At 72.8% G+C, this 11,109-nt stretch carries 10 protein-coding genes; 5 read left to right on the top strand and 5 right to left on the bottom strand.

All coding sequences use genetic code 11. From position 1 onward, the window contains the following. The first annotated feature begins 43 nt into the window (after nt 1-43). Both ASL10_RS04300 and ASL10_RS04305 read left to right on the top strand, forming a co-directional pair. On the top strand, nt 44-664 hold the full coding sequence (locus ASL10_RS04300; RefSeq protein WP_056044774.1) for an NAD(P)H-dependent oxidoreductase: 621 nt from the start codon (nt 44-46) through the stop codon (nt 662-664). Nucleotides 665-682: 18 nt separating this feature from the next. Continuing rightward, complete coding sequence (locus ASL10_RS04305; protein ID WP_056044776.1) at nt 683-1,795, top strand: epoxide hydrolase family protein; 1,113 nt, start codon at nt 683-685, stop codon at nt 1,793-1,795. A gap of 97 nt (nt 1,796-1,892) precedes the next feature. Here ASL10_RS04305 and ASL10_RS04310 read toward each other — a convergent pair whose 3' ends face one another. Further along, nucleotides 1,893-2,276 carry a cupin domain-containing protein gene (locus ASL10_RS04310; RefSeq protein WP_056044778.1) on the bottom strand — a complete coding sequence of 128 codons (384 nt, stop codon included), beginning with the start codon at nt 2,274-2,276 and terminating at the stop codon, nt 1,893-1,895. 61 nt (nt 2,277-2,337) lie between these two features. On the opposite strand from ASL10_RS04310, the gene ASL10_RS04315 reads away from it, so the two are divergent. Continuing rightward, complete coding sequence (locus tag ASL10_RS04315) at nt 2,338-2,529, top strand: hypothetical protein (protein ID WP_056044780.1); 192 nt, start codon at nt 2,338-2,340, stop codon at nt 2,527-2,529. Nucleotides 2,530-2,535: 6 nt separating this feature from the next. Here the strand turns inward: ASL10_RS04315 and ASL10_RS04320 are convergent, their stop codons facing one another. Beyond that, nucleotides 2,536-3,567, bottom strand: a complete 1,032-nt coding sequence (locus ASL10_RS04320; RefSeq protein WP_056044782.1) for an alcohol dehydrogenase catalytic domain-containing protein — start codon at nt 3,565-3,567, stop codon at nt 2,536-2,538. Between the two features lie 80 nt (nt 3,568-3,647). Between ASL10_RS04320 and ASL10_RS04325 the strand changes: the two genes are divergently transcribed. Then, complete coding sequence (locus tag ASL10_RS04325; protein WP_056044783.1) at nt 3,648-4,169, top strand: DoxX family protein; 522 nt, start codon at nt 3,648-3,650, stop codon at nt 4,167-4,169. 102 nt (nt 4,170-4,271) lie between these two features. Then, nucleotides 4,272-6,395, top strand: a complete 2,124-nt coding sequence (locus ASL10_RS04330) for an ATP-dependent DNA helicase RecQ (protein ID WP_056044786.1) — start codon at nt 4,272-4,274, stop codon at nt 6,393-6,395. 97 nt (nt 6,396-6,492) lie between these two features. Here ASL10_RS04330 and ASL10_RS04335 read toward each other — a convergent pair whose 3' ends face one another. From ASL10_RS04335 to ASL10_RS04345, 3 genes are all read right to left on the bottom strand, one after another. Continuing rightward, entirely contained in the window at nt 6,493-8,175 is a 1,683-nt protein-coding gene (locus tag ASL10_RS04335; protein ID WP_235452414.1) for an NAD(P)/FAD-dependent oxidoreductase, read from the bottom strand. Beyond that, on the bottom strand, nt 8,172-9,173 hold the full coding sequence (locus ASL10_RS04340) for a zinc-binding dehydrogenase (protein WP_056044789.1): 1,002 nt from the start codon (nt 9,171-9,173) through the stop codon (nt 8,172-8,174). The genes ASL10_RS04335 and ASL10_RS04340 overlap by 4 nt, the downstream gene beginning before the upstream one ends. Nucleotides 9,174-9,378: 205 nt before the next feature. Further along, on the bottom strand, nt 9,379-10,956 hold the full coding sequence (locus tag ASL10_RS04345; RefSeq protein ID WP_082460179.1) for a cation:dicarboxylate symporter family transporter: 1,578 nt from the start codon (nt 10,954-10,956) through the stop codon (nt 9,379-9,381). Between the last annotated feature and the right edge of the window lie 153 nt (nt 10,957-11,109).

The following is an 11,109-nucleotide window of genomic DNA, read 5'->3' on the forward strand; positions in this document are numbered from 1 at the left end:
CCCAGTCGACGGGTGCCCAGCGGGACCGGATTGACTGGTCGCCGTGAACACGCTCATCGTCACCGCCCATCCCGATCACGCCTCACTGACCTCCGGTGTCGCCCGACGGCTCGTGCAGGCCCTGCCGCCGGGCACGGTCGAGCTGGCCGACCTCGCGGCGGAAGGGTTCGACCCACGTTTCGGCACGGCGGACCGCGCGGCCTACCGTGGCCACCGGACCGTTCCCGCCGACGTCGTGCGCGAACAGGAGCGGATCGACCGGGCGGACCACCTCGTCCTGGCGTTCCCCGTCTACTGGTGGTCGATGCCCGCCCTGATGAAGGGCTGGATCGACAGGGTCTTCGTCAACGGGTGGGCGTTCGAGATCGACCCCGAGGGCGGTACGCGCCGCCGGCTCGGCAGGTTGACCGTGCACCTCCTCGCCGTGGCCGGCGACTCGGCCGGGACGTACGAACGGCACGGCTACGAGACGGCGATGCGGACGCAGATCGAGCACGGGATCGTGGACTACGTCGGCGCCCGGCGAGGCGCGACGATCGTCGTGCACGAGTCCGAGCGAGACGACGCCGACGCCCGGGACGCGCTCGTCGAGGACGCCGTCGACACGGTGGCTCGCGCCGTCCTCGGGAACGCGCCCCGCGCCTCCTCGGGGTCGACGGCCTAATCACGGGAAGATGAGGCCATGGACCTCTCCGTGTCGGACGCCGACCTGACCGACCTCCTCGACCGTGTCGGATCGACCCGATGGGCGACCGGCTGGCCCGTGGACGCCTGGCAGGCGGGGACCGACGAAGCCGTCCTGCGCCGCCTTGCGCGGCACTGGGTCACCGGCTTCGACTGGCGAGCCCGGGAGAGCCGCATGGCGTCGCTGCCGTGGGGCTCGGTGGACCTCGACGGCACCGCGCTGTCGTACCTCCGGTTCGAGGGCGAGGACTCGAAGCGACTGCCCGTGGTGCTCACGAACGGCTGGCCGAGCACGGCACTCGAACTGGTCGAGCTCGCCCGGCGGTTGTCACGGCCGTCCGAGCACGGAGGCGACCCCGACGACGCGATGACGGTCATCGTCCCCGCGCTGCCGGGGTTCCCGTTCTCGCCGCCCCGACCCACGCTCGGCGACCAGACGCACGAGCTGTGGCACCGTCTCATGACCGACGAGCTCAGGTTCTCCCGCTACGTCGCCCACGGCGGCGATCTCGGGGCGGGCATCACCTCCCGACTCGCTCAGAGCCACCCCGAGGAGGTGGCCGGCATCCACCTGCTCGCCGTGGGCGGTCCCCCGGAGTACGACCCTGCCGGTCTCGCATCCGACGAACGCGCACACCTCGACGAGGTCGCCTCGTGGTCGGCGACCGAGGGCGCCTACGAACACCAGCAACGGACGCGCCCGCTCACCCTGGCACCCGCCCTGTCGGACTCACCGGTCGGCCTGCTCTCGTGGCTGTTGGAGAAGCACCGCGCCTGGAGCGACTGCGCCGGTGACGTCTCGACGCGCTTCAGCGACGACTACCTCCTCGAGCTCGCCTCGCTGTACTGGTTCACCGGCGCGGCGTCCACGGCCCTGCGCCCGTACTGGGAGCACGCTGCCGGGCACACGACCCCGGTGATCCGGGTGAGCGTCCCGACGGCGGTCGCGGTGTTCCCCCGCGACCTGGTGCATCCCCCGCGCCGCTGGGCGGAACGGACCCACGACGTCGTCCGCTTCACCGAGATGCCGCGGGGTGGACACTTCGCACCGCACGAAGAACCCGAGCTGCTCGCGGCCGACATCGCGAGCTTCTCCCGCGATCTCACCTGAGTCGCCGCCCGCTGGCGACGCCGGGGCGGCCTGCCGGGTGCGGTCCCGAGGCCGAGTGCCCGAGCGGGTGCGAGGGCGGATGCCAGGCCGGTCGTCGTCAGCGGAAGTCGCCGACCTGACGGTCGACGGGCACGGTGCGGTCGACGACGACGTCACCGGTGTGGGCCGTCGTGGTGGTCTCGATCAGCACGATCTCGACCTCGTCGTCGGCGACGGGGTTGTGCGGCACTCCCCGAGGCACGACGTGGAACTGCCCGGGGGTGAGCAGCACCTCGTGGTCGTCGGGGAGCTGGATGCGTAAGGTGCCCGAGACGACGAGGAACATCTCGTCCTCGGCGTCGTGCGCGTGCCCGACGAGCTCGCCGAGCAGCTTCGCGACCTTCACGTACTGGTCGTTCACCTGCCCGACCACCCGCGGCGTCCAGTGCTCGGTCACCTGTCGGAGTTCGGCCGCGACGTCGATTCCCTGGAGTGCAGTCATGGGGCCATCCTCCCCGTACCGGGCCCCTCGCGGACGCCGGGGAGGGATGACAGCATGGAGGATGACCTCGAATCCCCCGCCCCCGACGGGCCGCACCACGTGGCGCGTCCTCCTCGCCGTCGCCGTGACGATCGCGGCGGCCTCGATCGTCCTGATCGTCCTCGATCCGGGGAAGTCGGGGTCGTACTTCACGCTGATCGGCATGCTCTGCCTGATCTGGCTGAGCGTCACCAACCTTCGAGGACTGAGGTAGATCGGGTCAGAACACGGCCACCGTCATGCCGGCGGTGGTCGCCGGCCGGTCCATGGCGGCCACGGCGTCGGGCAGGTCGTCGAAGGCGATGATCCGACCGATGGACTCCTGCGGACGCAGTCGGCCCGCGACGACGTCGTCGAGCATCGCGGCGTACTCGCCCACCGAGATGCCGTGACTGCCCAACAGTTCGAGTTCGTCGGCGATCACCCGCCCCATCGGGATCACCGGGGCGGCGTCGTCGTCGAGCAGCAGGCCCACCTGGACGTGTCGACCCCGCGGACGGAGGGACGCGACGGACGCGACGGACGTCACCCGGCTGCCGAACGCGTCGAGGGCGACGTCGGCGCCTCCCCCGGTGAGGGCTCGGACCCGGTCGACGGCGAGGTCGTCCATGGGGACGGTCTCGGCACCCAGTTCGGCGGCCCGTTCGAGGGCGGCGGGCGAGATGTCCGACGCGACGACGCGAGCACCGGCGGCCACCGCCACGGCGACCGCCGAGAGACCCACTCCGCCGCAGCCGAAGACGGCGACCCACTCACCCGCCCGGACGCGGGCCCGGGCGTGCAGGGCGTGGTACGCCGTGCCGAAGCGGCAGCCGAGCGCCGCCGCCTCGACGAAGCCGACCTCGTCCGGCAGGGCGATGACGTTCACGTCGGCGTGCGGGACGACCAACGACTCGGCGTACGAGCCGGGAAGGGTGAAGCCGGGCTGCTGCTGACGCGAGCACACCTGGGTGGCACCGGCACGGCACTCGTCGCACGTGCCACAGGCGAAGACGAACGGGGCGGTCACGCGGGTGCCGACGGCGACCTGGGAGACGTCGGCACCCACCGCCGTCACCACGCCCGCGAACTCGTGGCCCGGCACGTGGGGAAGGCGCACCGAGTCGTCGTGACCCTTCCAGGCGTGCCAGTCGCTCCGGCACACCCCCGTGGCCGCGACGCGGACCACGACGCCGTGGGCGGGCGGCACGGGTGCCGGGAGGTCGACGATGGTCGGGATCGACCCGAACTGGTCGTACTGGACGGCGCGCATCCCCCGATCCTGACACGAGCGGGCGGACCGGACGCTCCCCGCCGCGGACGGCGACGGCCCACACCGGGTAGGAACGGTGCATGAGCCTCGCATCCACCCTCCTCCGCCTGACCGTCGGCGGCTTCTTCGTCGGCCACGGACTCCAGAAGCTGACCGGCGCCTTCGACGGTCCCGGACTCGCCGGCACCGAGCAGATGATGGCCGGCACGGGGATGCACCCCGCCGCCCGCAACGCCCGTCTGGTCGCGGTCACCGAGACCGCCGGCGGTGCCGCCCTCGCCCTCGGCGCGGCGACCCCGCTCGCCGCCGCCGGCATCGTCGGCACGATGGTCACCGCCGTCCGCAAGGTGCACCTCTCCAAGGGCCCGTGGGTGACCGAGGGCGGCTACGAGTACAACGCCGTCCTGATCGCCGCCGCCGCCGCCCTGGCCTCGGGCCCCGGCGGGCCGTCGGTCGACCAGCTCTTCGGCAAGAAGTCGTGGGGTGCCGGCGGAACGGTCTTCGCGCTCGTCGCCGGCGTCGTCGCCTCGTTCGTGGCGGTCGAGCTCGGCAAGCGGGCCACTCCCCCGGCCGAGCCGGGCTCGGACTCCTCGGCGGGCTGACCCGCCTCCCTCGTCTCGTCCCCAGGGCGCGACCCCCGACGTCGGGTGGTCGCGCCCTCCGTCCGTCCGGCGGGTGACGGTGGCCTCTGCGAGCATGGGGCCATGACACCGACGAGCACCGCGACCGACATCGACGCCGAGGCACTCGACCTGCTGCGGGCGCTCACCGGGCGCGACGACGCCGTCTTCCACGACGGGCAGCTCGAGGCCATCCGGGCGCTCGTCGCCGATCGTCGCCGGGCCCTCGTCGTCCAGCGCACCGGCTGGGGCAAGTCGGCGGTGTACTTCATCGCCACCCTGCTGCTGCGTCGACGCGGCACCGGCCCGACGCTGCTCGTCTCCCCCCTGCTCGCCCTCATGCGCGACCAGGTCGCCGCCGCCGCCCGGGCCGGGGTCCGGGCCGTCGCGGTCAACTCGGCGAACGCCCACGAGTGGTCCGACGTCCAGCAGCAGCTCGTCGACGACGAGATCGACGTGCTGCTCGTCTCCCCCGAACGACTCAACAACCCGCGGTTCCGCGACGAGCAGCTGCCCGTGCTCATCGCCCGGCTCGGCATGCTCGTCGTCGACGAGGCGCACTGCATCTCCGACTGGGGCCACGACTTCCGGCCTGACTACCGTCGCCTCGCCGACCTCATCCGCACCCTGCCCTCGGGCGTGCCCGTCCTGGCCACGACGGCCACGGCCAACGCCCGCGTCGTGGCCGACGTCGCCGAGCAACTCGCCGTGGGGCCGGGCGACGAGGTGCTGACGATCCGGGGGTCGCTGGCGCGCGCCTCCTTGCGTCTCGGCGTGCTGCAGCTGCCGACCTCGCGCGACCGACTCGGCTGGCTGCTCAGCCACCTCGCCGACCTGCCCGGCAGCGGCATCATCTACACGCTCACGATCTCGGCGGCCGACGACACCGCCCGACTGCTGCGCGAGGCCGGGCACGACGTGCGGTCCTACTCGGGCCGCACCGACCCCGAAGAACGCGAACAGCTCGAACAGCGCCTCAAGGGCAACGACCTCAAGGCACTGGTCGCCACGAGCGCCCTCGGCATGGGCTTCGACAAACCCGACCTCGGCTTCGTCATCCACCTCGGCGCGCCGTCGTCGCCCGTCGCGTACTACCAGCAGATCGGCCGAGCGGGTCGCGCCACCGACAACGCCGACGTGCTGCTGCTGCCCGGCACCGAGGACGCCGAGATCTGGCAGTACTTCGCCACGGCCTCGATGCCCTCCGAGGCGCGGGCGGCGGCCGTGCTGGCCGAGCTGGGCGAGACGCCGCTGTCGACGCCCGCCCTCGAGGCGCGGGTCGACGTCAAGCGCACCCCGCTCGAACTGATGCTCAAGGTGCTCGACGTCGACGGTGCCGTCCGCCGGGTCCAGGGCGGCTGGGTCAGCACGGGCGAGCCCTGGGTCTACGACGCCGAACGCTACGACCGCATCGCCGCGGCCCGGGTCGCCGAACAAGAGTCCATGCTCGCGTTCGAGCGCGGCGAGACCTGCCGCATGCAGATGTTGCAGGTCGATCTCGACGATCCGGCGGCCGAGCCCTGCGGGCGGTGCGACGTCTGCGCGGGCACCTGGTACCCGACCGACATCGCCGGCGAGGCGGCGACCTCGGCCGCGAGCACCCTCGACCGGGTCGGCGTCGAGATCGACCCCCGGGCCCAGTGGCCCACGGGCGCCGACCGGGCCGGGGTCGCCGTCAAGGGCAAGATCCCCGAGGGCGAACGGGTCGAGCCGGGTCGGGCGCTCGCCCGACTGACCGACCTCGGGTGGGGCAACACCCTCCGCGAGGTCTTCGCGGCGAACGCCCCCGACGCTCCCCTGTCGAAGCACCTGCTCGACGGGGTCGTGCGCGTCCTGAAGGAGTGGCCGTGGGCCGAACGGCCGGTGGGGGTCGTGGCGATGCCGTCGACGTCACGGCCGCAGCTCGTCGGGTCGCTGGCCGAAGCGATCAGCACCGTCGGGCGGTTGCCGCTGCTCGGCATGCTCGGCAGCGCCCGCCCCTCGGCCGGCCGCGGCCAGGGCGGCAACAGCGTCTACCGTCTGGCCGACGTCTGGCAGTCCTTCGAGGTCGGCCCCGAGTTGGCCGCGGCCCTCGCCGACGTGTCCGGGCCGGTGCTGCTCGTCGACGACCTGGTCGACAGCCGCTGGACGATCACGGTGGCCGGACGCGACCTACGCAGCGCCGGGGCCCCCGCCGTGCTGCCCTTCGCCCTCGCGGTGGTCGGCTGAGTCGTCCCCGGCGGGCCGCCGCGTCGTCCCCGGCGGGCCGCCGCGTCGTCGCCCGGCGGACCACCGCGTCGTCCGACGCGGGACCGCCGGGGCTCGCTCAGCGCTCGAACCGCACACCGTCCCGGGTCAGGGTGCTGTGCCGCATCAACCAGACGTCGCGTGGGTAGTTCTGGTGCATCCGCCACGGTGACCGCGATCCCTGCCGGGGCATCAGGTGCACCCCGCGCGACACGTACCCGCTCGTCAGGTCGATCAGCGGGCTCGTCGGTCCCGGCCGCTCCGGCGCGATCGGCACGGCCGACCGGTACCCGTGACGGTCGGCGTGACGCAGCAGCCGGGCGACGTAGTGCACGACGAGGTCGATCTTCAGCGTCCACGACGCGTTCGTGTACCCGATGGCGAACGCCAGGTTCGGCACCCCCGAGAGCATGAACCCCTTGTAGGTCAGCCGGGTCGCCGGGTCGACCTCCACCCCGTCGACCGACAACCGCATGCCGCCGAACAGCAGCAGGTTGAGCCCCGTCGCCGTGACGACGACGTCCGCGGGCAGCTCGTGCGCCCGCTGGCCGTCGCGACCGGCCACCCGGACGCCGTCGGCCGTGAACGAGTCGATGTCGTCGGTCACGATCGACGCCGACCCCGAGCGCAACGCCCGGAACAGCGCGCCGTCCGGGGTGATGCAGAGACGCTGGTCCCACGGGTCGTAGCTCGGCTGGAAGTGCCGGTCGACATCGAAGTCGTCCGGCAGGCGCCGGGCCACCTGCGCCCGGAGGAACGCCTTCATCTTCTCGGGAGAGCGCCTGCTCGTCTGGAAGCTGAGCAAGGCCATGCCGATGCTGCGCCACCGGATCAGCCGGTCGTCGACGGCCTGTGGCAGCAGCCGACGCCAGGCGCGGGGCTCCTTCCGTCGCGAGGGAAGGGACAGCACGTAGGTCGGCGAACGTTGCAGCATGGTGACCTGCTCGGCGCTCTCGGCGAGGGCGGGCACCAGGGTCACCGCCGTCGCCCCCGATCCGATCACGACGACGCGCTTGCCGCTCACGTCGAGGTCCTCCGGCCAGTGCTGGGGGTGCACGACGCGTCCGGTGAACGAGTCCTGCCCCGGGAACGCGGGCGACCAGCCCTCGTCGTAGCGGTAGTAACCCGAGCAGACGAACAAGAACGAGCACGTGATCGTGACGCGACGAGCCGCCGGGCCGGCACCCGCGCCTCCTGCGCTCGGCTCCTCGCCGGCGGCGGACGACGCGTCCGCTGCCACCGCGCTCGCGACCTCGATCGTGACGGTCCACCGGGCCTCGGCGGACGACCAGTCGGCCGCGACCACGCGGTGCCCGAACCGGATCAGCCCGGCGACGCCCGTCTCGTCGGCCGTGTCACGGACGTACTCCCTGATCGCCTCGCCCGGGGCGATCGCCCGCGCGTCGCGCCAGGGTCGGAACCCGTAGCCGAGGGTGAACATGTCGCTGTCCGACCGGACCCCCGGGTAGCGGAAGAGGTCCCAGGTGCCGCCGATCGCCGCACGCGCCTCGACGACGGCCAGGCTGCGGCCGGGGAAGTCCCGGCGGAGCTGCGCCGCCACGCCGACACCGGACAGGCCGGCGCCGACGACGAGCAGGTCGACGTGCTCGACGCCTCCACCGGCGGGGCGGTCGTCACCACCGGCGGGGCGGTCGCCACCACCGGCGGGGCGGTCGTCACCACCGGCAGGGCGGTCGTCACCCCCGGCGGGGCGGTCGTCACCTTCGCCCGGGACCGAGGAGGCGCGGGTCGCGTCGCTCACGGGACCAGCACGATCCGGATCGGGTCGCCTTCCTTGCGTTCGAGCATCTGCACCGCCCGTTCGGCCTCGGCTAGGGGCACGGTCGCGCTCACCGACCGGGAGAACTCGAGCCTCCCCCGGGCCGTCAGCGCGACGAGCGTCGTGACGTCGGCGGGCTCGGAGCCGTAGTGGCCGAGGACCTGCTGCTGCAGGAAACTGAACTTCGTGCCGTCGGTGATCGTGATCGGCTGGTCCGACAGGCCGACGAGCGTCAACCGTCCCCGGTATCCGAGGCAGGCGATGGCCTGCTCGCGCACGGCGGGCACCCCCGCGAAGTCGAAGGCCCGGGCGAGTCCGCGGCCACCGGTCGCCCGGCCGAGCGCCACGGCGAAGTCCGGGTCGGCGGGATCGAGCGCGAGGTCCGCACCGAACTCGAGCGCCCGGGCCCGGGCACCGGGCAGGGGGTCGACCGCGACGATCGGCGCGGCGCCGAGCAGGGAGAGCAGCTGGACGGCGTGGGCGCCGAGGCCGCCGACGCCCCAGACGCCGACCGCCGTGCCGGGCCGGGTGTCGGCGGTCGTGGTGAGCGCAGCCCAGGGAGTCGACACGGCGTCGGGGATGAAGCAGGCCTGCTCGAACGGCAGGGAGTCCGGGATCTTCACGACCGTGTCGGCGCGGGCCACGGCGAACTCGGCCCACCCGCCGTCGTAGTCGACGCCACGGGTGAAGACCTGGCCGTCGCGCTCCTCGCCGGCCTGCAGCAGCACGCGGTCGCCGACGGCGACGTGCGTGACGCCGTCGCCCACCTGGTCGACCGTGCCGGCCACCTCGTGGCCGAGGGTGACGGTGTCGCCCGGCAGGTGCAGCGGCGTGAGCGACCCCTGGATCAGGTGCACGTCGCTGAGGCAGACGCCGGCGGCGGCGACGGCGATGCGCACCTGCCCCGGGCCGGCGTCGGGGGTGGGCACCTCGGTGACCGAGAAGTGGCGGGTGCTGACGTCGAGGCGTCCGGCGAGCATGGTGGCTCCGTCCTGCGGGGCCCGGTCGATCGGCTCTGACCGCGGGGCGTGACCGCACATCGGGTGCGACGGTACGCCTCCGACACGGATGTTGCACGCTGCACCCGCCGCGGGTCGACGGGCGGACGGCGAGACCCCGGGACGTCGCCGAGACCCCCGCGCACGCACGGGGGTCTCGGCGACGATCTGGGGTCCGAGGCGGGCCCTACCCGCGACGGGGCTCGTCGTCCGCGGCGGCGTCGGCGAGGTGCTCGTCGGCCCGCCGACCGTCGGTGCCGACCAGGGCGTGCAGCGAGCCGGTCGAGATGCGGTCGGGCGAGGTGCCCTCGAGCGAGCCCAGCCCACCCGCGCGACCGTCGAGCAGGCGCGCGGCGGCCGGGCCGGCCGAAGCGGAGTCCGACCCCGAGTCCGAGTCCGACCCCGAGGAGGCGCCGTGACCGTCCGCGTTCATGGTCGCCTCGTCGAAGGGCGCACGACCCGACAGCACGGTCTCGACGCGGTCCTTGTCGATCTGCTTCGTCCAGGTGCCGACGAGGATCGTCGCGACGGCGTTGCCCGTGAAGTTGGTCAGTGCGCGCGCCTCGGACATGAACCGGTCGATGCCGACGATGACGCCGACGCCGTCGACCAGGTCGGGCCGGTGTGCCTGCAGGCCTCCCGCGAGGGTGGCGATGCCGGCACCCGTGACGCCGGCGGCACCCTTCGAGGCGATCATCATGAACAGCAGCAGCGAAACCTGCTCGCCGACGTTGAGCGGCGTGCCCATGGCGTTGGCGATGAAGAGTGACGCCATGGTCAGGTAGATCGCGGTGCCGTCGAGGTTGAACGAGTAGCCGGTCGGCACGGTGATGCCGACGACGGGCTTCGAGACGCCGAGGTGCTCCATCTTGGCGATGAGGCGCGGCAGCGCGACCTCGCTCGACGAGGTCGAGACGATCAGCAGGTACTCGCGTCCGAGGTACTTCATCACCCGGAAGATGTTGACGCCCGTGACGAGCTTGAGGATCGTGCCGAGCACGACGGCGACGAAGAGGATGCACGTGATGTAGAAGGCGACCATCAGGGTGCCGAGCGCCACGATGGCGGCGACGCCGGTCTCGCCGACCACCGCGGCGATCGCACCGAACGCGCCGATCGGGGCGACCCACATGATCATCGCGAGGATGCGGAACACCAGCACCTGCAGGTTGCGGACGCCCTCGAGGATCGTCGCGCCCCGATCGCCCATGCGCTGCAGGGCGAAGCCGACGAGCAGGGCCACGAACAGCGTCTGCAGGATGGAGCCGCTGGTCAGCGACGACACCAGCGTCTCGGGGATGATGCCGAGCAGGAAGCCCGCCGTGCCACCGGCCTCCTCGGCGGCGGGCGCCTCGTATCCGGTCGAGCCGATCATCAGGCCCTCGCCCGGGTGGATCAGGTTGCCGACCACGAGGCCGATGGCCAGGGCGAAGGTCGACATCGCGATGAAGTAGCCGAGCGCGAGCCCGCCCACCTTGCCGACGGTCGCGGCCTTGGCGATGGAGCCGACGCCGAGCACGATCGTGCAGAAGATCACCGGCGCGATCATCATCGAGATGAGCGACACGAAGGCGGTGCCGATCGGTTTCAGCTGCACGGCGACCTCGGGTGCCGTGAGGCCGACGACGATGCCGGCCGCGACGGCCACGATCACCGCGATGTAGAGCCAGTGCGAGCGGTCGATCCGGCGCCGGGGGCGGACGCCGCCCGTCGTCGTCGTTCCGCCGGGTGTGGGGGTCTGCGGGCCCTTGTGCGTCTTTGCCATGGGGGTCTTCCTCGAGCTCGTGACCGGCGGCGTCGTCGTCGACGGTCGTGCGGGGTTCGTCGCCGCGACTCTCGCCGGTCGCCGGGTGGGCGTCGACGTTGTGGTCATACTGGTCGCGCCGGTGGTGCGTCATGATGGACCCCGGCCGCAGCG

The sequence above is a fragment of the Frigoribacterium sp. Leaf8 genome, from assembly GCF_001421165.1.
GTDB lineage: Bacteria > Actinomycetota > Actinomycetes > Actinomycetales > Microbacteriaceae > Frigoribacterium.

Excerpts from the sequence above, each read along its gene's own strand:
- ASL10_RS04305 (WP_056044776.1), top strand. The coding sequence starts at position 683 with ATGGACCTCTCCGTGTCGGACGCCGACCTGACCGACCTCCTCGACCGT.
- ASL10_RS04310 (WP_056044778.1), bottom strand. The coding sequence starts at position 2,276 with ATGACTGCACTCCAGGGAATCGACGTCGCGGCCGAACTCCGACAGGTG.
- ASL10_RS04315 (WP_056044780.1), top strand. The coding sequence starts at position 2,338 with ATGACCTCGAATCCCCCGCCCCCGACGGGCCGCACCACGTGGCGCGTC.
- ASL10_RS04320 (WP_056044782.1), bottom strand. The coding sequence starts at position 3,567 with ATGCGCGCCGTCCAGTACGACCAGTTCGGGTCGATCCCGACCATCGTC.
- ASL10_RS04325 (WP_056044783.1), top strand. The coding sequence starts at position 3,648 with ATGAGCCTCGCATCCACCCTCCTCCGCCTGACCGTCGGCGGCTTCTTC.
- ASL10_RS04330 (WP_056044786.1), top strand. The coding sequence starts at position 4,272 with ATGACACCGACGAGCACCGCGACCGACATCGACGCCGAGGCACTCGAC.
- ASL10_RS04340 (WP_056044789.1), bottom strand. The coding sequence starts at position 9,173 with ATGCTCGCCGGACGCCTCGACGTCAGCACCCGCCACTTCTCGGTCACC.
- ASL10_RS04345 (WP_082460179.1), bottom strand. The coding sequence starts at position 10,956 with ATGGCAAAGACGCACAAGGGCCCGCAGACCCCCACACCCGGCGGAACG.